This window comes from Lederbergia citri, assembly GCF_018343625.1.
In the GTDB taxonomy this organism is placed as follows: domain Bacteria; phylum Bacillota; class Bacilli; order Bacillales; family Bacillaceae_C; genus Lederbergia; species Lederbergia citri.
Genome location: NZ_JAGYPG010000002.1, coordinates 174,428 through 196,636, shown reverse-complemented (window position 1 = coordinate 196,636; position 22,209 = coordinate 174,428). Strand labels below are relative to the sequence as shown.

Sequence of the window (22,209 nt, the reverse complement as noted above, 5' to 3'; positions counted from 1 at the left end):
AAGGATGAAAAAAATGCGAAAACCAATCATTGCCGGTAACTGGAAAATGAATAAAACGTTGCAGGAAGCACTCGATTTTGCAAATGAGGTAAAAGATAAAGTACCTGCAAAAAATCAAGTAGATTCTGTTGTTTGTTCACCTGCATTGTTCCTTGGCCAATTAGTAGATGTGCTTAGAGGTACACAGGTTGAAGTTGGCGCACAAAATATGCATTTTGAAAAAAGTGGTGCTTTTACCGGGGAAATCAGTCCAGTCGCTTTAAAAGATCTCGGCGTTTCATATGTAATTCTTGGCCACTCAGAAAGAAGAGAAATGTTTGCTGAAACGGACGAAACCGTTAATCAAAAAACACATGCTGCGTTTAATCATAACTTGATCCCAATCGTTTGTGTTGGAGAAACGTTAGAGCAAAGAGAAAACAATGAAACAAAAGAGCTTGTTGAAAAACAAGTAGAAAAGGCATTACAAGGGTTGTCCGAAGAACAAGTAAAAGAAACAGTTATTGCATATGAACCAATTTGGGCAATTGGAACTGGGAAATCATCTACAGCAGAAGATGCGAATGAAGTTTGTGCACACATTCGCCAAGTAGTGAAAAAGAATTTTTCAAAATCTGCAGCTGATGCAATTAGAATCCAATACGGCGGCAGCGTAAAACCTGAAAATATTAAAGAATATATGAATCAACCAGATATTGATGGTGCGCTCGTAGGCGGTGCAAGCTTAGAGGCGGGCTCATTCCTACAGCTATTGGAGGCGGCAATCTAATGAGTAAGAAAGCACCTGTTGCACTCATCATCCTAGACGGATTCGGCTGTCGTAAAGAAACAATGGGAAATGCTGTTGCTCAAGCGAAAAAGCCTAATTTTGACCGCTATTGGAATACGTATCCGCATAACCAGCTTACAGCCTGTGGTGAAGCAGTTGGACTACCAGAAGGTCAAATGGGGAATTCTGAAGTAGGGCATTTAAATATTGGTGCAGGGAGAATTGTGTATCAAAGCTTAACCCGTGTTAATATCGCTATTCGCAATGGCGAGTTTGAAAAAAATGATACTTTTCTTCAAGCAATAGAACATGTAAAGAAAACGGGAAAGAAGCTGCATCTTTTCGGATTGCTTTCTGATGGAGGAGTCCATAGTCATATCAGTCATTTATGGGCTCTATTAAAGCTAGCTGCTGACGAAGGTGTCAAAGATGTTTATATTCATGCAATCCTTGACGGTCGTGACGTTGGTCCACAAACGGCGGAAAAATACATTAAAGAAACACAAGAAAAAATAAAGGAATATGGAGTAGGCCAATTTGCTACTATTTCTGGACGTTTCTATTCAATGGATAGAGATAAACGCTGGGATCGTGTAGAAAAAGCTTACCGTGCGATGGCATATGGAGAAGGTCCGGTATATTCGGATCCATTGGAATTAGTGGAAGACTCATATACTCACGGAATCTTTGATGAATTCGTCATACCTTCTGTGATGGTTGATGAAAACGGAAAACCGATTGCAACTGTGGAAGATGAGGATACAGTCATTTTTTACAATTTCCGTCCGGATCGTGCCATTCAGATTTCCAACGTTTTTACAAACGAAGAGTTCACAGCTTTTAATCGCGGTGAAAATCGTCCAAAGCATCTTTACTTTGTTTGTATGACTCATTTTTCTGAAACAGTTGACGGATATGTTGCCTTTAAATCTGTTAATTTAGATCAAACAGTTGGCCAAGTGATTTCTGATAATGGGTTAGCACAGCTTAGAATAGCTGAGACGGAAAAATATCCACATGTTACCTTTTTTATGAATGGTGGAAGAGAAGAGCCATTCCCAGGTGAGCAAAGAATTTTAATCAATTCACCGAAAGTCGCTACTTATGACTTAAAGCCAGAAATGAGCGCATATGAAGTGACTGAGGCTTTATGTGAACAAATCGAAGACGATCGTTTTGATGCCATACTCTTGAACTTTGCTAATCCAGATATGGTTGGTCACTCTGGGATGCTTGAACCCACTATAAAAGCTATTGAGGCAGTTGATGAATGCCTTGGCAAAGTCGTAGATTTGATTCTTTCTAAAGGTGGATCAGCGATTATTACAGCGGATCACGGAAATTCAGATGAAGTTGTCACGCTTGAAGGCACTCCAATGACAGCTCACACAACAAATCCTGTTCCAGTTATTATTACTAAAAATGGTATAAAAGTGAGAGATGGTGGGATTCTTGCTGATCTTGCTCCAACTATGCTTGATTTATTGAATTTAGATCAGCCAAAAGAAATGACAGGATCCACACTTATTGAGGAATAATAAAATTTGTTTTAAAAAAATTATTAACAAGGAGAGATTTTCATGCCATTCATTACTCAAGTTTATGCTCGCGAAGTACTAGACTCCCGCGGTAATCCAACAATTGAAGTTGAAGTTTACACAGAATCAGGAGCGTTCGGACGCGCACTAGTTCCAAGTGGTGCTTCAACAGGTGAATATGAAGCAGTTGAGCTCCGTGACGGAGACAAAGGCCGCTACCTTGGCAAAGGTGTAGAAAAGGCTGTTAATAATGTAAATGATATTATTGCTGAAGAAATCATCGGTTTTGATGTTACAGATCAAGTTGGCATTGATAAAACAATGATTGAACTTGATGGAACAGATAATAAAGGAAAACTTGGTGCAAATGCTATTCTAGGTGTATCCATGGCAGTAGCTCGTGCGGCAGCAGACTTCTTAGGTCTTGAATTATATCAATACCTCGGAGGATTCAATGCTAAACAACTTCCTGTACCAATGATGAATATTGTAAACGGCGGCGAGCACGCAGACAATAACGTTGATATTCAAGAATTCATGATTATGCCTGTAGGTGCTCCTACTTTTAAAGAGGCATTACGTATGGGTGCGGAAATTTTCCACAGCCTAAAATCCGTATTAAAAGATAAAGGTCTTAATACAGCTGTTGGTGACGAAGGTGGATTTGCTCCAAACTTAAAATCCAACGAAGAAGCTCTTGAAACAATTATGGAAGCCATCCAAAAAGCTGGCTACAAACCAGGTGAAGAAGTGAAATTAGCGATGGACGTAGCATCTTCTGAACTTTACAGCAAAGAAGATGGAAAATACCACTTAAGTGGAGAAGGCATCGTGAGAACTTCTGAAGAAATGGTTGACTGGTATGAGGAGCTTGTTGGCAAGTATCCAATCGTATCCATTGAAGATGGTTTAGATGAAAATGACTGGGCTGGTCACAAACTTTTAACAGAGCGCATCGGTAAAAAAGTTCAACTCGTTGGGGACGATCTGTTTGTAACGAATACAGAAAAACTTTCTCGCGGAATTGAAGAAGGAGTAGGAAACTCTATTCTGATTAAAGTTAACCAAATCGGTACATTGACAGAAACGTTTGATGCGATCGAAATGGCTAAGCGTGCAGGCTATACAGCCGTTATCTCCCATCGTTCTGGTGAAACAGAAGACAGCACAATCGCTGACATTGCAGTTGCAACTAACGCGGGACAAATTAAAACAGGTGCTCCTTCCCGTACAGATCGCGTAGCGAAATACAACCAACTTCTTCGTATTGAAGATCAATTGGCAGATACTGCACAATACTTAGGCGCAAAAACTTTCTATAACATTAGGTAAGATGAGAAGGGTCAGTTTTCGAACTGGCTCTTTCTTTTTTAACTCTTGTACAATTGTATATATTTGTGATACATTTAATGTATCTTCTTATGTTCGTTTCAGGGGGTGTACGTTAAGATGTTGCATACATTAGCAATCACTTTATTAATTATTGTTTCTATTGGACTTATTGGTGTTGTCTTATTACAATCAGGAAAAAGCGCTGGACTTTCCGGAGCGATTTCCGGTGGAGCCGAGCAGCTATTTGGAAAGCAAAAAGCGCGCGGAATGGACCTTATCCTCCATCGTATAACGGTCGTATTGTCAGTACTGTTTTTCCTATTAACAATTGCCGTTTCATTTCTTTCAGTATAAAGAGAGTAACCTGGTCTCATGTGGCCAGGTTTTTCTTTTTTATGGGCAACTTAAGAATTTTGTTCTTCGTTTGGCTCAACTTGAATAGAGTTCTGACTTTATTCAGTCTCTTATTAAATAAGCACAGAGATTCAAGACCAATCGAACAAGAACTGTGACAAACACCGGAAGTTCTTGTGCGATCCAAGACTAATCGAACTATTAGTGTGACAAACGCCAGAGTTCTTGTACGATTCAAGATCAATAGAACAATATTTGTGACAATCCCGATTTTTTACTTGAAACGGTCGAAAAAAAGAACCGGGAAACAATACAATAAAATCATATTTCTGGATTGTTTCTACGCTCTTTGATAAAAATAAACTATATTGATTAACAGAATAGCAGGTGTTTACATAATGAAAATAAAACCACCCCAGCCGTTTACGTTTGAAGCGGGGAAAAGAGCAGTACTTTTATTACATGGATTTACAGGGAATAGCGCTGATGTAAGACAGCTTGGTCGTTATCTTGAAAAAAATGGATATACAAGTCACGCCCCACAATATAAAGGCCACGGAGTTCCCCCAGAGCAATTAGTTCATACCGGTCCCGATGATTGGTGGAAAGATGTTATGGAAGGATACCAATTTTTAAAAGAAAAAGGTTTTGATGAAATCGCAGTTGCGGGTCTATCGTTAGGTGGGGTATTTTCTTTGAAACTAGGTTACACTGTACCAGTAAAGGGAATAATTCCAATGTGTGCTCCTATGTATATTAAAAGTGAAGAAGTTATGTACGCAGGAATCTTAGATTATGCCAAAGAATATAAACAGTTCGAGGGAAAATCAGAGAAACAAATATCGCAAGAAATGGAAGATTTCCAAAAGACGCCAATGGAAACATTAAAAGCACTTCAAGGTTTAATTGCTGATGTTCGCGATAACGTTGATATGACATATGCTCCTCTTTTCGTTGTTCAAGCGCGTAACGATAAAATGATCAACGAAAACAGTGCAAATATTATTTACGAAGAAGCAGAATCCGTACATAAAAATATTAAATGGTACGAGCACTCTGGACATGTCATCACACTTGGCCCTGAAAAAGAGATGCTCCATGATGATATATTACATTTTCTAAATGGGCTTGATTGGTCAGTGTAGACCTACAAGGAGGTTGGAAGGATGGAAGAACTGGATTTCGAAAAGGTCTTATCATATATGAAAGAAGAGGCTTATAAACCTCTTACCGTACAAGAATTGGAAGAAGCATTTGAAATTAAAGATGCTGCCGAATTTAAAAATCTTGTTAAAGCTCTTGTGCAAATGGAGGAAAAAGGACTCGTCGTAAGGACGAGAAGTAATCGTTACGGCCTCCCTGAAAAAATGAATCTTGTAAGGGGAACGCTATCAGGACATGCGAAAGGATTTGCTTTCCTTATTCCAGACGAATCAGGTCTAGATGACATTTTCATTCCGCCGCATGAAAAAAATGGCGCGATGCATGGAGATAGTGTTTTAGTAAGGGTGACCGGAGAGTCATCTGGATCCCGCCGTGAAGGTACTGTTATTCGAATCCTCAAGCGCGGCTCTGAAGAAGTTGTAGGAACATATGTTGAAAGTCGCCATTTCGGTTTTGTCATTCCAGATGATAAAAAAATTGCAGATGATATTTTTATTCCGAAAAATGCAAGTATGGGTGCGATTGAAGGTCATAAAGTAGTTGTTAAAATTACAGCATTTCCTGAAGATCGAAAAAATGCGGAAGGCGAAATCATTCAAATCTTAGGACATAAAAATGATCCGGGTGTCGATATTTTATCCATCATCCATCAGCACGGACTTCCACTTGCTTTTCCAGATGAAGTGTTAGAACAAGCTAATAGTATCCCTGATACAGTAGATGAAAATGATATACCGAAACGTCGCGATTTACGTGATGAAGTCATTGTGACAATCGATGGAGCTGATGCAAAAGATTTAGACGATGCTGTGACGCTGACTAAATTAGATAATGGAAACTACAAACTCGGTGTTCATATAGCAGATGTGAGCCATTATGTAAAAGAAGGATCACCTATTGATCAAGAAGCCTTTGAACGGGGAACGAGTGTTTATTTAGTTGATCGTGTCATTCCAATGATTCCTCACCGCTTATCTAATGGCATTTGTTCACTCAATCCAAAAGTTGACCGCTTTACTCTTTCCTGTGAAATGGAACTAAACAAACATGGAGAAGTGGTCAATCATGAGATTTTCCAAAGCGTCATCAAAACAACAGAGCGGATGACATACTCCGACGTCAATCATATTTTGATTGATAAAGATGAGGAGTTAAGGTCGAAATACGAACCACTTGTGCCAATGTTTGAACTAATGGAGGAACTGCAAGGAATTTTACAAAATAAACGCATGAAGCGCGGCGCAATTGATTTTGACTTTAAAGAAGCGAAAGTCATTGTGGACGATGAAGGAAAGCCAACGGATGTTGTTATAAGAGAGAGATCCATTGGGGAGAGAATCATAGAAGAATTCATGCTTGTTGCGAATGAAACGATTGCTGAGCATTTTCACTGGCTTGATGTTCCATTTATTTACCGTATTCATGAAGATCCGAAAGAAGAAAAATTACAGAGATTCTTTGAATTTATCACAAACTTTGGCCTAGTTGTCCGTGGAACAGCAAATTCTGTCCATCCTAGAGCGTTGCAAGAAATCATTGAGACGGTACAAGGCAAACCCGAAGAAATGGTCATTTCAACTGTCATGTTGCGTTCGATGCAGCAAGCAAAGTATGATCCCGAAAGTATTGGGCACTTTGGATTGTCTACAAAATTCTATACTCATTTTACATCCCCAATCCGCAGATATCCGGATTTAATTGTACATCGGTTAATTCGTACATATTTAATCGAGGGGAAATTGGATGAGGCTACGCGGGCAAAGTGGCACGCTCAGCTTTCTGAGATAGCAGACCATTCTTCAAAACGCGAACGCCGTGCGGTTGATGCGGAACGAGATACAGATGAAATGAAAAAGGCCGAATATATGGAAGATAAGATCGGAGAAGAGTTTGATGGAATTATTAGCTCTGTAACGAATTTCGGTATGTTTGTTGAACTTCCTAACACGATTGAAGGTCTTGTCCATGTTAGTTATATGACCGATGACTACTATCGTTATGATGAACGTCATTTAGCGATGATTGGCGAGAGAACCGGTAATGTTTATAGGATTGGTGATGAGATAACAGTTCGAGTCATTAAGGTAAATAAAGAGGAACATGATATAGATTTTGAAATTGTTGGAATGAAAAGTAACCGCAAGCGCAACGATGAAAATCGACAGACGAAAGTCGTAAAACTCAAATCTGGGAAAAAAGAGAAAGGCCCTCAAGGCTCAACAGAAGATGAGGAATGGTCCACAAGGCCTCCAAGAAAGAAAAAGAAAAAAACATACGAAAATTCACCTGCTAAAAATAGCAAAAAGCGAAGTAGAGGAAAACGCTGATTCTTGTACGAAAAGGTTGGAGGTCTTGCTTCTAACCTTTTTAAATTTCATGTATAATATGAAGACGAGTTCAGTTTGCCGAGGGGGGAAGACGAATGCCAAAAGGAGAAGGAAAATTAATTGCCCAAAATAAAAAGGCCAGCCATGACTATTTTATTGAAGATACGTACGAAGCAGGAATTGTCCTTCAAGGTACTGAAATCAAATCTATTAGAGCAGGCAGAGTAAATTTAAGAGATTCTTTTGCAAGAGTGCAAAACGGAGAACTATTTTTACATAATGCTCATATTAGTCCTTATGAACAAGGAAATCGATATAATCATGACCCGCTTCGAACAAGAAAATTATTATTACATCGTAAAGAAATAAACAAGCTTATAGGTGAATCGAAAGAGCAGGGATATTCTATCATTCCTTTAAAAATATACTTGAAAAATGGATTTGCAAAAATATTAATCGGGCTCGGAAAAGGAAAGAAAAAATACGACAAACGTGAAGATTTAAAACAAAAAGAAGCTAAGCGTGATATAGAAAGGGCATTCCGGGAACGGCAAAAAATGTAGAAAAAATAGGGCTTTTGACACATTATTGTGTTAATCGAGTCCTTATTTTTTTTCTATTAATATTTGCAAATTTTAAAAACCTTATTGACTATTTGTTACATCATGTTTAAAATGATTATAACAATTACGAGTTTATTACTTGATTCTTGTAAAAAAACTGGAAAATATTATCGCAGACTAGGTAATAAGTCTTTCGTAGCGGATGAATGAAAGGGATTTCATGTAAAAACTATGAAACTATGAATATTCTTACGTTTTAATGGAAGCGCTATAATCTTATCAAATTTTGTCGAAGGGAGTAAAGAGAGAGTTTTCTTTTATTTTTACAATAATAAGTAAGCGTTTTAAAGATTGAATCTTTTAAAGAGTAACAAGATATAAAAAACATCAAGAAATGTTCGGGGGAGACGATATGGAAAAGGTAGTTGCAAATAAAGATGTTTTGATAGTGCCAAAGAAGAAATCAGTCTTCTTTAGACTGCTGAATCAATGGGAACTCCAATTGATGGTTATTCCAGCGATCATCTTCATCTTTATTTTTAGTTACATTCCGATGTACGGAATTATCATGGCATTCAAGGATTACAACATTTTTAAGGGGATTGCGGAAAGTCCTTGGGCTGGTATGAAACATTTCAATATGTTTTTTTCAGCTCCAGAATTTACGCAAATAATGAGAAATACGCTAGTGATCAGCTTTCTGAAGTTCTTTATTGGATTTCCGGCACCGATCATTTTGGCCTTAATGTTGAACGAAGTCAGACATATGTTCTTTAAACGTGTTGTCCAAACAGTGAGTTATTTACCTCACTTCTTATCTTGGGTTATCGTGTCAGGTTTTGTCATGTCCCTATTATCGACAGATAATGGTAGCCTTAATATCGCCTTGGAAAAGATTGGAGCGGTTAACGAACCAATCAGTTTCCTAAGCATTCCTAAATATTTTTGGGCAATCTTAGTTACGACGAATGTATGGAAAGATATTGGGTTTGGATCGATCGTTTACCTAGCTGCTATTGCGGGTGTCGATCAGCAGCTTTATGAAGCCGCAGCCCTTGACGGTGCAAGCAGATTCAAACAAATATATTTGATCACCATTCCTTCCATCTTGCCAGTTATCTTGATTTTCATGATTTTAGCGATTGGAAACCTATTGAACGCTGGTTTTGAGGACATTCTCCTTTTAGGTTCTAACCCAGTTGTAAGGGATGTAGCGGACGTCTTGGATACGTATGTATATCGTAGAGGTATTCAGCACTCACTATTTTCTTATGCAACCGCTGTCGGACTATTTAAAGCCATCATCAGCGTAGGCTTGCTCACATTGGCAAACTTCTTATCAAGAAGAGCTGGTTCAAGTCTATGGTAATAAGCGAAAGGGAAAGCCTTGATCATCGACAAACAGACTTAAGATGCTGCTTTTACTTAGATGTTTACTTATCAAGTCGATAGGCGCCTAAGCTAGACAAAGAGGAGGATATAACATGTTAAAAATGACAACTGGCGATCGAGTCATGTCGATTACTATATACATCATGCTTACATTATTAGCTTTTGTCACCTTTTATCCATTCTGGAATGCATTGGTCATCTCGTTTAACAGTGGAGTCGATACGATGAAAGGTGGAGTCACCTTTTGGCCAAGGGTATTCTCTTTGGACAATTATGGTGTCGTCTTCCAGGATTCTCGTCTCCTGAATGGATTTTTAATCTCTATTCTTCGTACCGTAATCGGAACAGCCACAGCTGTTATGTTTACTGCAATTTTCGCATACGGGATGTCGAGAAGAGAATTGATTGGTAGAAACTACTATATGATTTTCTGTGTCATCACGATGTTTTTCAGTGGTGGTTTGATTCCTACTTTCTTATTGATTAGAGGGTTAGGACTTTTCAATACATTTTGGGTCATGATTATTCCAGGCTTAATCAGCGTATGGAACATGATCATCTTCCGGACCTTCTTCCAAGGCTTGCCTTCAGGGCTGGAAGAATCCGCTAAAATTGATGGATGTGGATATTGGGGAACGTTCTTCCGAATTGTCCTTCCGCTATCCGGTCCAGTCATCGCAACCTTGTCGTTATTTACAGCTGTCTATCATTGGAATGATTGGTTCTCTCCAAGCATCTATATTTCAGATCAAAAATTATTGCCAATCCAAACGATGTTACAGCAAATTCTTAGCTCCAATATCATGACGGAGCAAATGGCACAGGCTGATTCAACAGCAGCGTCTCATATGCAGAAATTAAAGTCAGTCTCTACAAAATCCCTATCGATGGCGACCATGATGGTTGCAACGATACCAATTATTTGTGTGTACCCATTCGTTCAGAAATACTTCGTTAAAGGGGTATTAGTTGGATCTTTGAAAGGGTAATTAACTTGGTTTAAAGCGCGAGCTTTAAATATATAAAAAAATCAAGGGGGAAAAGTAATGAGAAACAAAACGAAGTTTTTGACTTTATCTTTAGTTGCTCTGCTTATGGCCTTTAGTGTCCTGTCCGGCTGTTCCAAAGACAGTGCTGGTGGCGACAGCAAAGGCGAAGACAAAGGCGGATCAAAAGATTCTGGTAACAAAAGTGAAAGCGGCTTCGTTCTTGGAGAGGACGAGCTAGAATACACAATGTACGGTCACTATGACTGGTACACAATGCCGCCATGGGGCGAAGACGAAGCAACAAAATGGGTTAAAGAAAACAAAAAAGTTAATGTAAAACCTATTAGCTCTGGTGGTAATGCTGCACAAAAATTCAACACGATGATCGTTGGTAACGACCTTCCAGACGTTATTTGGTTAGACCGTAACGCAGATTTGGATAGACTTCGTGAAGCAGATATGCTCGTTCCACTTGATGAGTATATTGACAAATATCCAAACATTAAAGAATGGGTTGGTGAGTCCACTCTTAACATGCTTCGTGCTGAAGATGGACATGTATATGCAATCCCTAACTGGTATACAACACAGCCAAATGGAAATACAGGTTATGTCGTAAATGAAAAAATATATAAAGAACTCGGTTCTCCAAAATTGGAAACTACAGATGATCTTTATGCGTACTTGAAGCAAGTGAAACAAAAATATCCAGATGTAGTGCCTTTTGAAGCAGGACAAGGTGGGGGACTTGATGTTCTATACTCTGCCTTTGGAGAAGAACATCCAAACATGTACATGAGTGGTCATTTTGTTCCAAATGGTGATAAACTATCTTCAATCTTTACAGATCCAGTATTTAGAGAATCAATGGTTTATATGAATAAACTTTACAGTGAAAGATTAATATCACAAGATACATTGACTCAAACAACTGAGCAAGTAAAAGAAAAAATTGTTACTGGTAAATTTGCAGTATATGCAGATAGCTCACCAACTGAAAATGCAAGCTTTGCCCATACACAATTAACAGCACAGGATCCAGATGCAAGTCTTAAAATGATTTGGCCAATCCATAAAGAAGGATTGAACAAAGAAAAAATCACTCCTGGAACATGGAATCAGCTTGGCTGGAACGTAAGTGTCATTACGAAAGCTGCTAAAAATCCTGAAGCGATCTTTGCTTTCCTTGATTGGATGGTAGGTCCAGAAGGTCAACGTACTATTTTCTGGGGACCAGAAGGCTTATATTGGGAAGGAACACAAGCTGTTGAAGGTATCGCAGAAGCTCCTGTATTTACTGAGAAATATTTAACAGATGTTGAAAACCTTTCCAAATTGATGAATACAACGAACAGCTTCCAATGGGTTGGTAACACAGTTTATATTGATAAATCCAAAACTGCATTTGAAATGACGTTGCCAGAAGATCAACAAAACTGGGAAACTAGATATCAAATGAGTATTACTTGGCAAACACAAGGTAATAGTACTGAGTTCTCTAACCTCTCTCCACTACCAGAAACGGAAGAAGGTATGACTGAGCAACGTGTCAACGAAATCTATGACGAAGCTCGAGCGAAAGCCCTTCATGCTAAGAGCGAAGAAGAAGTTCTAAAAATCCTCGATCAAGCTGAAAAAGATGCTCAAGCAGTCGGATATGACAAAATGTTAGAGTTCAAAACGAAAAAATGGCAAGACAACAAAGCCAAAATGGCTGGTAATTAATAGCTAATAAAATAGAAGGTCACTTCAGATTTCTGAAGTGGCCTTTTAATTTGGCAAAATTCTGGTTTTTTTCTACAAAATTCTACAAATCTTTCAAAATCATATTGACTATTTGTTACACCAAGTTTAGAATGATTGTAACAACATCGGATTTTCTCGTAACATATTTCCATTGTAATATCAAAATGTATTGAATGTTTTGAAAAGGATTACAAAGATTATATTAATATATTTTAGTAGAAACACCAAGCGATGGTGATTTTTATTTCTTAATTAAGTAAGCGTTTTATAGAAAAACTTTTTAGAATTTTAGAAAGAGATACAATTTTTTTGGATGGGTAATCAATTTGGTTTAAGGCGAATGCTTTAAATATATATTTTAAGACATCTAGGGGGAGAAATAATGAGAAACAAGATGAAGTTCTTGACTTTATCTCTAGTCGCTCTACTTATGGCCTTCAGTATATTGTCTGGCTGTTCTAAAGATAGTTCAGGCGATAGCAAAGGTAATAGTAATGGTGGAAAAGACTCCGGCAAGGGCGAAGGCTTCGTTCTTGGTCAAGACGAGCTAGAATACACGATGTACGGTCATTATGATTGGTACACAATGCCGACATGGGGCGAAGATATCGCTTCAAAATGGATTAAAGAAAATAAAAAAGTTAACGTAAAATCCATCAGCTCTGGTGGTAACGCAGCTCAAAAGTTCAATACGATGATTGTTGCTAATGAACTTCCTGACGTTATCTGGATGGACCGTGGACCAGATGTAGATAAGCTTCGTGACGCTGGAATGCTAGTGCCGCTTGACGAGTACATTGAAAAGTATCCAAACCTTAAGCAATGGGCAGGGGAGTCTACTCTTAATATGCTCCGTGCTGATGATGGACATATTTACCAGTTTCCTAACTGGTACACATCACAACCAAATGGTAACTCTGGTTATGTTGTTAACGAAAAAATCTATAAAGAATTAGGTTCTCCTAAATTAGAAACAACAGATGATCTCTATTCTTTCTTAAAACAAGTAAAAGAAAAGTATCCTGACATTGTTCCTTATGAGCCAGGCCAAGGAGACGGTCTTGATATCCTTTATTCTGCTTTTGGTGAAGATCACACAACTGCATTTGTTGGAATGCGTGCAGTTCCGCAAGGAGATAAATTGACTTCTATTTTTGCGGATCCTGTATACAGAGAATCTATGCTATATGTAAGCAAGCTTTTCCGTGAAAAACTTATTACACAAGATGCTTTAACACAAACGGCAGACCAAGTTAAAGAAAAAGTGATGACTGGAAAATTTGCAGTTTATGCAGGAAGCAGTCCAACTGTAAACTCTAACTTAGCTGACTCTTTATTAAGAGCAGAAGATCCTGATGCTGGTCTATTCATGGTTTGGCCTTTCCATAAAGAAGGCTTAGATAAAAACAAAATTTGGACAGGAAGCTGGTCACAGCTTGGCTGGAACGTAAGTGTTATTACGAAAGCTGCGAAAAATCCTGAAGCCATCTTTGCTTTCCTAGACTGGTATACAGGTCCAGAAGGTCAACGTAATATTTTCTGGGGACCTGAAGGCTTATATTGGGAAGGAACTCACGCTGTGGATGGTATAGAAGAAGCTCCTGTATTCACTGACAAATTCGTTACAGATGTAAAAGAACGTGACGAATTAATGCAAAAAACGGACCCTCTTCAATGGGCTGGAAACACTGTTTATATTGATAAATCCAAATCTGCATTTGAGATGACATTGCCTGAAGATCAACAAAACTGGGCAACTAGATACCAATCACAAATAACTTGGAAAACACAATATAATACAACAGAATTCGTTAATCTTTCTCCAATGCCAGATTCTGATGAAGGTTTAATTGAACAACGAGTAAACGATATTTATGATGAAGCTCGTGCGAAAGCAGTACATGCGAAGAGCGACGATGAAGTGATCAAAATCCTAGAACAAGCAGATAAAGATGCTAAAGCAGTAGGATATGAAAAGTTATTAGAGTTCAAAACTAAAAAATGGCAAGAAAATAAAGCTAAAATGGCTGGTAATTAATTAGCCAAAATAATAGGGCCACTTCGGACCGTATAGAGTGTCAAATAATTGACACTCTATACACGTGCCGAGGTAAGGCCCTTATGTTATTCTAATAAAAAGAAATATGTATGCAAGGGGGACATCATGGGATATACAGGTTTTTCGAGGATACTTCTCGTTGTTTCCGAATGGATTATGAAGTTTGTTCTCACGAATATTGTATGGCTAGTTTTTAATTTGCCGATTGTTTATTTTGTGCTCATTTTATTATATGCAGATACCATCGAAAAACTTCAATTAATTATTGTGACAATTGCAGTTTTAGCACCGTTTTTCTTTTTTCCTGCAACAACGGCAATGTTTGGAGTTGTAAGAGACTGGATTTTAGGAAAAAATTCCATACCGCTTATTCCTTCGTATTGGAAATATTATAAAGAGAATTATGTTAGAAGCTTGTTGGGAGGAATCATTATTGTTCCAATATGGTCTGCATGGCTTTATAACTTTTTAACTTCTGGTGTAAAATTTGCTTCAATTTCATTTTATTTTTATGTAGCGATTACTATATTGCTTTTTACTTTTACTGTTCACTTTTTTTCAGATACAGTTCATTTTCAAGTTAAATTAAAGGATTCTTTAATAAAATCAATTTTACTGGCGATTGGAAATCCGCATTACACTATTGGAATCGCTGCATTAAGTGGAATGTTCGTTTATATGTTATTTAAATATATTCCTGTTTTCATTCCATTCTGTATGGGTTCTATCATTGCCTATTTATCTTTTTACGCTTATTATCGAATCTTTTTAAAAATGACATCATTAGTAGAAAAACTTGAAGGTTCAGTTGATAATACAGAACAAAATACCGAAGAAAGTCCGGAAAAATAAAGATAGTCACTTGGTGCTTATTGGAATTGAAGCAGGGAATCTTGAATTTTTGCGAACGTATGTTATAATAATCAATGTAACACCTCAGATGTTTTGATAAGGGAAATCCTGAAAAACATCTTTTTATCTTGGGGACGTTACGGATTCGACAGGGATAGTTCGAGCTTTGGTTGCGAGTCGAGGGGATCGTCCTCGTAAAAACGTCAAAGCCAATAATAACTGGCAAAGAAAACAACAACTTCGCTTTCGCTGCTTAATAACAGTCGAAGCGGTTCCTCCCTCCATCGCCCATGTGGTAGGGTAAGGGACTCACTCTAAGTGGGCTACGCCGGAAGTCCTCCGCCTGAGGACCATGGAAGAGACCAATCAGGCTAGCGCTTCGGATGCCCGTCGATAGGCGAAAGAAGACGCGAAACCATTAATATATCGACTACACTCGTAGACGCTTAAGTGGCGATATCTTTGGACGTGGGTTCGACTCCCACCGTCTCCACCAAATACATAATTTGGTGGTTTTTATTTTATGTGTGACTTAACCTATAAATTTGCGGTCTAGGCAACATTATACTTCAATTAACTTTGGAGATGTTAAGCATTCTGTTGATTTGAAATGAAATTTTAAAATTTACAAAGAATTCTGGTTATTACTAATGGAGAATGATAAATATCGATTGGGGAACAAAGGGCAATCGGTTTTTCTAGGCAGATTCGGATTGTCTTAAATATAAATAATGAAACCCAGCTAATCTTCTCAAGGAAAGATAGCTGGGTTTTTTAATGTTTGAATGTGTAAAATATTTCCTTAAATGACACCTGTTACGGATAACTTTTTTGGGAATTTAGAAAAAGAAAGCTTTTCTTATTTCATTTTTATAATGTAGCCTTAGTATCCAAATTAATTTAAATAACCTCACCTAAATATAGGATGTCCGATTTAGTATGATCCTTATTACTGCCAAAAGATAGTAAGGATTGTTTTGTATAATGCAAAAACTATTAAGAGGGAATTCTAAAAGTGGAGCTAATATAATAAAGGAGAGCTAAAAAGATCTAGATTTCTTATAAAAGTAGCGATAAAAGATTCAGATAGATCAAAACAGAAATTTCTCATTTCACCCGAGGTCGATTGCAAGGAAGAATAATGCCCTGTTGACAGTATTGAAGACCCAGGAATGAAAATTTCATATATGACCATCATCCTGTTTGGAAGAAAACTCCAGACATGTTATCAGAATAATGATATAATTAAAAAATCAATAGAATAAGTTTTCTCAAGGGTGGTCAGCATACCTCTATAGAAAGGGGGAGTGCTTGTGTCGGTCTTTGAAGCGTTGATTTTAGCGTGTACCTTTGCAGGCTTACTCGTTGCAATGCTACAAACGGGCCAAAAAAAATAACCCACCCTTGAGCCTCCAAGCATAAAGGGTGAGTTGAATTCCTTCACATAGCCGATTGCCCAAGGAGGGAACCTTCTATTGTATGGACCGCGTAGTGCTTCAACGTAAGCATAGTGTTCCAGCACCAGCGGTCTGTTTTTAAAATATGCTTCTTTATACTTTTATAATACCCGAAATTATTTATGGTGACCAATGAAATGGTAATCGATTATACATAATAGTAAATCGCGAGGTGGAATAAATTGAGAGAAGACGCTGTTTCCAACACCATCCACCTGTTCAAAAAATATATAAAATGATGCTTCAAGCCCATGATTTTCTATAATGGTTGAAGAACACTTACACTTACGATTCAAATTCCCACCGTCAGTAATAGGAGCAACTTAAACGCGGATGAATTTGCTTGTTCGGTTATGCAACAGCAAAAGAAAGGTATAAATTGTAAAAAATCTACCGCTTCAACATAGGGTAAAAGTTTAGGACACTGTGAAAATATTAATTATTAGTATTGTTTGGAATATTACATGAATAGTTTTTTACTTATGGAAATAGAGTTATAGGATGATAAGAATGGAAATGGATATTTTAAATGCTGTTGAAAAATCAATTGAATACATGAAAAATCATTTGGAAGAAGACATTACTTCTGAGGAGCTGGCTGCTGAATTTGGGTATAGCACTTCTCATTTTTTAAGGTCTTTTAAGGAAGCGACAGGAGTAACACCGAGACATTATTTATCAGCTCTACGGATTGAGGCAAGCAAGGAGATATTATCGAAACCTTCAAATACGATTCTCAAATCTTTGTTAAATGTCGGATATAAAAGTATTGGTTCTTTTAGTTCTCGGTTTAAACAATTTGTAGGTCTATCTCCTCAACAATTTAAAGTCAAATCTGATCTTTTATACCAATATTTTAATTTATATAAAGACAAGAATAGTTTTCCAGCTCCAATGTCATCACCTTCATCAATAACATGTCATATACAAGCACCTTCTACATTTAAAGGCTTGGTTTTTGTTGGGCTTTTTCCACGTCCAATCCCCGACCAAAGGCCGATTATGGGAGCCGTGCTGCACAATGAAGGAACGTATACTTTTTCACAAGTTCCAGAAGGTATCTTTTATATATTAGTAGCTGCCATAAAGTGGAGCAAAAACCCAAAAGATTATTTCATACTGGATAAATCATTAAGGGGAAAAGTTGACCATCCAATAAAAGTTAGTAAAGAAACTATTTCAGAAGTGACAATCAAATTAAGAGAACCTATGCCTTTTGACCCTCCTATATTAATTAATTTGCCTATGCTTCTATTTGAAAATGAAAAAAATTAGCAATCTAGAAGAAATTAATTAATTTGTTTTTTGTAAAATAAGGGTTAAAGAAGGAGGAGTTTATATGTTAAATAAAGTTTGTGTGCTAACCGTTCGTGTGAAAGATCTTAAAGAATCCATTGATTTTTATTGTAATGTTTTAGGTTTCAAGCTTTCAAAGTATTATGGTAATAAGATTGTAAGTCTAGAACATAATGAAATACCGATTGTGTTGGAGGAAGACGATAATACGTTCGTTCATCCGAAGCAAAACGTATTTTTAGGTATACTGTCTGAAGATCTTGCTAAGGATATCGCTCATTTTAAATCTAAAAGTGTGAAAATTTTATTTGATGAACCAAAACCATGCCCGCCTGGCCGTTACACAATTATAGAAGATCCAACAGGTAATCAAATAGAAATTGTGGAATTCTCTAATTAAAATGAAAATTAATCATCAAATTTACATAAAAGCACCATCTGAAAAGGTCTATAAAACGTTAACCACTGCAGAGGGTTGGAATGCATGGTTCACTGATCATACAGTTTTATATATGGATGAGAACGGCGGAGGAAAAATAAATTTATGTTGGTCTAATTACGGTAGCAAAAAAGAAAATATCAAAGACGGTGGTGCTATTTTGGCTGCTGTTCCGAATAAGTCATTTATTTTTCAATGGTCTCCCGGTGAAAATCCAACAACTGTACAGTTTGAGCTGCGCCCGTACAAGGATGGGACACTTTTGCTGTTAGATGAATCAGGCTATGCCTCTTCTCCAAAGGATATTTCTGCTTGCATTGGGTGTGCAGTTGGATGGGGAGAAGCATTGGCATTGCTAAAGATATTTATTGAATATGGAATTATATGCAAAGAGGATTATAGATTTTAGTTTTTCTAATATAGGAGGCTCATTAGTGGTATTTGAAGTAACAATTCAAATTCGGGTTAGTGATTTTAAAAAAGGGCAATCATGGTACCAAACATTGCTAAAAAGGAAGCCTGATTTCACTCCTCATAAAGGTTTTGCAGAATGGGAGGTTATTCCTGGCTGTTGGCTACAAGTAGCAGAAGGAATTCCATCGGAAGGAAGCGGACCAATCCGATTTGGCGTTTCGAATTTAGAGCAAGAGAGAGACAGGTTATTTAAAGAATTAAGCCTAGAAAAATTTGAGATATTTGAAAGGGAAGGCGTCCCTGCAAAATGGGGTACTTTTAAAGATCCGTGGGGAAACCAGTTAGGCTTTTTCGAATATTCGGATGAGAATAAGAAACAAGAAAAGATTTGCAATGGTCATCAAACATCGTGTTGATGACCTTGTTTTATGTTTTGTTAAATAATCTCTGTATCGTATATTTGAAAAAAAATAAGTGAAAAATCATTCTTATCACTATGAAACATCAAGTAATAGGGTCCATTCTTTATTTGATACTCATTCCGATCATTTATGTAAAATTCATCATTACCATTGCAAAAGTTGTCCCTCATTACCAATTACCTATTGCTTTTGATATTTAGAAAATGGCATAATTCCTTCAACATATTCATATTTCTCCTTAAGGACATAATTATTTTTTTGCCTTAAAAATTATTTCGAATCTCAAAAACTATTGGATAACAAAATTTTTTCATTCAGAAAATGAGAAGAAAAGCTGATTTTCGCGCATTTCCTCTACAAGATTTTACTATTAAAAAAATAATCTTCCATTTCCGGTAAACATATGATAATATTTATGAAAAATAAACTGAATCTTTAATTGATTGAGAATTGTAATCGCTTCCTAGTTATTTCCGTCTTGTAAAAACGGGAAATTTAGGAAAAAAGTATTATTTTTTTTAAAACTGAGGGAGGTGGTTTTGCTCAAAATCATTCAGTTGGCAATTGAAAATGTTGTAACAAAAGGAACAATAATAAAGGGGGTAATTGGATTGAAGAAAGTGTCAAGTATCTACAAGATTTTCATGATGATGTTAATTTTAGTTATATCCGCCGCTTTGACTGGTTGTGGAGGCTCTGAGTCATCAGGTGGCAGCAGTGGCGGCAGCGGCGGCGGAGGTGGAAAAGGCGGTAAAAAAGTAGAAATTACTTGGCTTGTTAGAACAGATGCCAACATGATTGAGTGGGAAAAACAAACAATCAAAGATTTTGAAGCAAAAAACCCAAATATTAAGGTAAAATTGGAAACGATTCCACAGGACGATATCGATCAACGTTTAACAACGATGATTTCAAGTAAAACAGTACCTGACGTTTGGTCTTCTAACTGGGCTAACTCTGGTTTTGCGACATATCGTGGAATGGATGCATTACTTGATTTAACTCCTTACGTTGAAAATGACGCCCAACAGCTAAGTGGAATTCCTGAAAACTTAATGGATATTTATAAAGTAGATGGAAAAATTTATGGAATTCCTATGCTAGGGATTGGAAGTTTCTTATTCTACAACAAAGATTTATTAGATGAGGCCGGATTGGAATATCCGCCAACGGATTGGGATGACACTTCCTGGAACTGGGATAAGGCTCTTGATTATGCGAAAAAGCTAACGAAGGATACAGGAAAGAGTGAAGATAAAGTTTACGGTCTCCTATATAGCAGTGCAGCTAACCTTAAAACTTGGGACTTCGGTGGTGATTTCTTTAGACCTGAAGCATATACAACAGGTGTCATGGGAGAACCTACTATTCTTGATAACCCAAAAAACGAACAGGCCATTCAATTTGGCGCTGATTTAATTCTCAAACACAAGGTTTCACCTAATCCTGCAGCATTAGATGCTGTTTCACAACTTGGCGATCCGTTTATGACTGGAAAAATTGCCATGGTCGTTAATGGTGGTTGGGGATTCTGGGCGTATAAGCCAGCTGAATTTAACTGGGGAGTTGCTCCAATTCCTTATGCAGATGGTCGTCAGCCAACTTTATACGTAGACCCATGGAATATTAGTAAAGATAGTAAACACCCAGATGAGGCTTGGGAATTCGTAAAGTTTTTAGCTGATCCAAATGGAGCTGCAAAATCTTTTATGCAAGCAACATCGGCTACGCCTGCTGATGCTTCGTTAATGGAAGATTGGGCTAAGCAAATGTCTGAAATTACTGGTATGAGTGTTGAAGATGTAAAACAAGTTAATGAGGGAGCCTTCAAATATGGACGTGAATCAGATAACCATCTAATTATGAAGTTCTCCACAATTTCAACAACGATTAACCAAACAATGAATGCTATTAACGAAGGTAAAAAATCTGTAAAAGAAGGGTTAGAGGAAATAGATAAGAACCTCCGTTCACTAAAATTAGATTGATAGTTTTTCAGCTAAGTATATGAATAAGAGGGTGTCCAGCAAACGCCTGGCATCCTCTGACACTAAAAACATGCAGTGCAGTTATGGTGTTGGGGATATCGGGCGTAACACACCCCCTTTTAACAAAAACGGAGGGAATTATAAAAATGGATCAAAAGACTAGTATTTCTTCAAATTCTAATATTGTCGTTCATAAGAAGAGGAAACTTTCCGATGAGGCTAGAAAAGAAGAAAGAGCATTTTGGATATTTATTTCCCCTTGGGTTATCGGATTTTTACTTTTTACAGGTGGCCCAATTATCGCTTCTTTAGCTTTGAGTCTTACAGAATATAATGTCATTGATTCACCTAAGTTTGTCGGACTACAAAATTTTTCAGGGCTATTTGCAGATAAGCTATTTTATAAATCATTGACCGTTACTGCCTATTACGTTGTTCTAGCTGTACCGTTCAGTATTATAATCGGACTTGCATTAGCTGTTTTACTAAATCAAAAGGTTAAAGGACAGGCTTTTTTTAGGACGATGTTCTATGCTCCATCTATTATCTCAGGGGTTTCGGTAGCATTTCTATGGTCGTGGTTATTGAACCCGGATTTTGGAATTATAAATGGTCTATTACATGATCTATTTGGCATTGAAGGTCCAGGATGGTTTACAAGTACTAGAGCTGTTATTCCTTCAATGGTTCTTATGCAATTAACGGCTGTTGGCGGGACGATGGTTATTTTCCTAGCGAGCTTACAGTCATTGCCGCAAGATTTGTATGAGGCAGCAGCTATAGATGGTGCAAGTAGATTGAAGCAATTTTTCAAAATTACAGTTCCACTTATTTCGCCGGTTATTTTATTTAATACCATTATGGGTATTATTTCATCTTTTCAGATTTTTACTCAGGCCTTTATCATTACAAAAGGTGGCCCCGATTGGATGTCATATTTTTATGTACTCTATTTATTTGATACGGCTTTTGGTCAATTTAGAATGGGATATGCTTCTGCCCAAGCGTGGATATTATTCATTATCATATTTACTTTCACCATGCTGTCCTTATGGGCTTCTAAGAGACTAGTACACTATGAATATGAGTCGAAATAGGAGGGGGCAAT

General features: G+C 37.3%; 18 protein-coding genes and 1 other RNA gene. All 19 read left to right on the top strand.

Going from position 1 to position 22,209, the window contains the following annotated elements:
* The first annotated feature begins 13 nt into the window (after nucleotides 1-13).
* The 19 genes from tpiA to KHA97_RS09470 all read left to right on the top strand — a co-directional run bounded on the left by tpiA (nucleotide 14) and on the right by KHA97_RS09470 (nucleotide 22,198).
* Entirely contained in the window at nucleotides 14-769 is a 756-nt protein-coding gene (gene tpiA / locus KHA97_RS09560) for a triose-phosphate isomerase (protein ID WP_213124530.1), read from the top strand.
* The gene (gpmI, locus tag KHA97_RS09555; protein WP_213124529.1) at nucleotides 769-2,307 is read left to right on the top strand and encodes a 2,3-bisphosphoglycerate-independent phosphoglycerate mutase; all 1,539 of its coding nucleotides are present in this window, start codon (nucleotides 769-771) and stop codon (nucleotides 2,305-2,307) included. The genes tpiA and gpmI overlap by 1 nt, the downstream gene beginning before the upstream one ends.
* Nucleotides 2,308-2,349: 42 nt before the next feature.
* Nucleotides 2,350-3,639, top strand: coding sequence for a phosphopyruvate hydratase (gene eno, locus KHA97_RS09550; protein WP_213124528.1), 1,290 nt, complete (start codon nucleotides 2,350-2,352; stop codon nucleotides 3,637-3,639).
* A gap of 120 nt (nucleotides 3,640-3,759) precedes the next feature.
* Nucleotides 3,760-3,993: a preprotein translocase subunit SecG gene (gene secG / locus KHA97_RS09545; protein WP_213112887.1), complete on the top strand. Its 234-nt coding sequence runs from the start codon at nucleotides 3,760-3,762 to the stop codon at nucleotides 3,991-3,993.
* Nucleotides 3,994-4,391: 398 nt separating this feature from the next.
* Nucleotides 4,392-5,138 (top strand): alpha/beta hydrolase, encoded by a 747-nt coding sequence (locus KHA97_RS09540; RefSeq protein ID WP_213124527.1) that lies wholly within the window; start codon nucleotides 4,392-4,394, stop codon nucleotides 5,136-5,138.
* A gap of 21 nt (nucleotides 5,139-5,159) precedes the next feature.
* Nucleotides 5,160-7,484, top strand: a complete 2,325-nt coding sequence (gene rnr, locus KHA97_RS09535; protein WP_213124526.1) for a ribonuclease R — start codon at nucleotides 5,160-5,162, stop codon at nucleotides 7,482-7,484.
* 95 nt (nucleotides 7,485-7,579) lie between these two features.
* The gene (smpB, locus tag KHA97_RS09530; protein WP_213124525.1) at nucleotides 7,580-8,047 is read left to right on the top strand and encodes an SsrA-binding protein SmpB; all 468 of its coding nucleotides are present in this window, start codon (nucleotides 7,580-7,582) and stop codon (nucleotides 8,045-8,047) included.
* A gap of 505 nt (nucleotides 8,048-8,552) precedes the next feature.
* A complete protein-coding gene (locus KHA97_RS09525) occupies nucleotides 8,553-9,416 on the top strand; it encodes an ABC transporter permease (protein WP_233713514.1) in 864 nt (287 codons plus the stop codon).
* Nucleotides 9,417-9,531: 115 nt separating this feature from the next.
* Nucleotides 9,532-10,428 carry a carbohydrate ABC transporter permease gene (locus tag KHA97_RS09520; RefSeq protein ID WP_213124523.1) on the top strand — a complete coding sequence of 299 codons (897 nt, stop codon included), beginning with the start codon at nucleotides 9,532-9,534 and terminating at the stop codon, nucleotides 10,426-10,428.
* A gap of 57 nt (nucleotides 10,429-10,485) precedes the next feature.
* Nucleotides 10,486-12,153: an extracellular solute-binding protein gene (locus KHA97_RS09515; RefSeq protein ID WP_213124522.1), complete on the top strand. Its 1,668-nt coding sequence runs from the start codon at nucleotides 10,486-10,488 to the stop codon at nucleotides 12,151-12,153.
* 403 nt (nucleotides 12,154-12,556) lie between these two features.
* A complete protein-coding gene (locus tag KHA97_RS09510; protein ID WP_213124521.1) occupies nucleotides 12,557-14,212 on the top strand; it encodes an extracellular solute-binding protein in 1,656 nt (551 codons plus the stop codon).
* Between the two features lie 126 nt (nucleotides 14,213-14,338).
* Nucleotides 14,339-15,085: a YesL family protein gene (locus tag KHA97_RS09505; RefSeq protein WP_213124520.1), complete on the top strand. Its 747-nt coding sequence runs from the start codon at nucleotides 14,339-14,341 to the stop codon at nucleotides 15,083-15,085.
* Between the two features lie 130 nt (nucleotides 15,086-15,215).
* Nucleotides 15,216-15,581, top strand: a transfer-messenger RNA (tmRNA) gene (gene ssrA, locus KHA97_RS09500).
* A gap of 1,471 nt (nucleotides 15,582-17,052) precedes the next feature.
* Nucleotides 17,053-17,817, top strand: a complete 765-nt coding sequence (locus KHA97_RS09495) for a helix-turn-helix transcriptional regulator (protein WP_213124519.1) — start codon at nucleotides 17,053-17,055, stop codon at nucleotides 17,815-17,817.
* A gap of 64 nt (nucleotides 17,818-17,881) precedes the next feature.
* Entirely contained in the window at nucleotides 17,882-18,238 is a 357-nt protein-coding gene (locus KHA97_RS09490) for a VOC family protein (RefSeq protein ID WP_213124518.1), read from the top strand.
* A gap of 1 nt (nucleotide 18,239) precedes the next feature.
* Nucleotides 18,240-18,686 carry an SRPBCC family protein gene (locus KHA97_RS09485; RefSeq protein ID WP_213124517.1) on the top strand — a complete coding sequence of 149 codons (447 nt, stop codon included), beginning with the start codon at nucleotides 18,240-18,242 and terminating at the stop codon, nucleotides 18,684-18,686.
* Between the two features lie 25 nt (nucleotides 18,687-18,711).
* Nucleotides 18,712-19,107: a VOC family protein gene (locus tag KHA97_RS09480; RefSeq protein WP_213124516.1), complete on the top strand. Its 396-nt coding sequence runs from the start codon at nucleotides 18,712-18,714 to the stop codon at nucleotides 19,105-19,107.
* 545 nt (nucleotides 19,108-19,652) lie between these two features.
* Nucleotides 19,653-21,101 carry an ABC transporter substrate-binding protein gene (locus KHA97_RS09475; RefSeq protein ID WP_213124515.1) on the top strand — a complete coding sequence of 483 codons (1,449 nt, stop codon included), beginning with the start codon at nucleotides 19,653-19,655 and terminating at the stop codon, nucleotides 21,099-21,101.
* A gap of 146 nt (nucleotides 21,102-21,247) precedes the next feature.
* A complete protein-coding gene (locus KHA97_RS09470) occupies nucleotides 21,248-22,198 on the top strand; it encodes a carbohydrate ABC transporter permease (protein ID WP_213124514.1) in 951 nt (316 codons plus the stop codon).
* The last annotated feature ends 11 nt before the right edge of the window (nucleotides 22,199-22,209 follow it).

Excerpts from the sequence above, each read along its gene's own strand:
- tpiA (WP_213124530.1), top strand. The coding sequence starts at position 14 with ATGCGAAAACCAATCATTGCCGGTAACTGGAAAATGAATAAAACGTTG.
- gpmI (WP_213124529.1), top strand. The coding sequence starts at position 769 with ATGAGTAAGAAAGCACCTGTTGCACTCATCATCCTAGACGGATTCGGC.
- eno (WP_213124528.1), top strand. The coding sequence starts at position 2,350 with ATGCCATTCATTACTCAAGTTTATGCTCGCGAAGTACTAGACTCCCGC.
- KHA97_RS09540 (WP_213124527.1), top strand. The coding sequence starts at position 4,392 with ATGAAAATAAAACCACCCCAGCCGTTTACGTTTGAAGCGGGGAAAAGA.
- rnr (WP_213124526.1), top strand. The coding sequence starts at position 5,160 with ATGGAAGAACTGGATTTCGAAAAGGTCTTATCATATATGAAAGAAGAG.
- smpB (WP_213124525.1), top strand. The coding sequence starts at position 7,580 with ATGCCAAAAGGAGAAGGAAAATTAATTGCCCAAAATAAAAAGGCCAGC.
- KHA97_RS09525 (WP_233713514.1), top strand. The coding sequence starts at position 8,553 with ATGGTTATTCCAGCGATCATCTTCATCTTTATTTTTAGTTACATTCCG.
- KHA97_RS09520 (WP_213124523.1), top strand. The coding sequence starts at position 9,532 with ATGTTAAAAATGACAACTGGCGATCGAGTCATGTCGATTACTATATAC.
- KHA97_RS09515 (WP_213124522.1), top strand. The coding sequence starts at position 10,486 with ATGAGAAACAAAACGAAGTTTTTGACTTTATCTTTAGTTGCTCTGCTT.
- KHA97_RS09510 (WP_213124521.1), top strand. The coding sequence starts at position 12,557 with ATGAGAAACAAGATGAAGTTCTTGACTTTATCTCTAGTCGCTCTACTT.
- KHA97_RS09505 (WP_213124520.1), top strand. The coding sequence starts at position 14,339 with ATGGGATATACAGGTTTTTCGAGGATACTTCTCGTTGTTTCCGAATGG.
- KHA97_RS09495 (WP_213124519.1), top strand. The coding sequence starts at position 17,053 with ATGGAAATGGATATTTTAAATGCTGTTGAAAAATCAATTGAATACATG.
- KHA97_RS09490 (WP_213124518.1), top strand. The coding sequence starts at position 17,882 with ATGTTAAATAAAGTTTGTGTGCTAACCGTTCGTGTGAAAGATCTTAAA.
- KHA97_RS09485 (WP_213124517.1), top strand. The coding sequence starts at position 18,240 with ATGAAAATTAATCATCAAATTTACATAAAAGCACCATCTGAAAAGGTC.
- KHA97_RS09470 (WP_213124514.1), top strand. The coding sequence starts at position 21,248 with ATGGATCAAAAGACTAGTATTTCTTCAAATTCTAATATTGTCGTTCAT.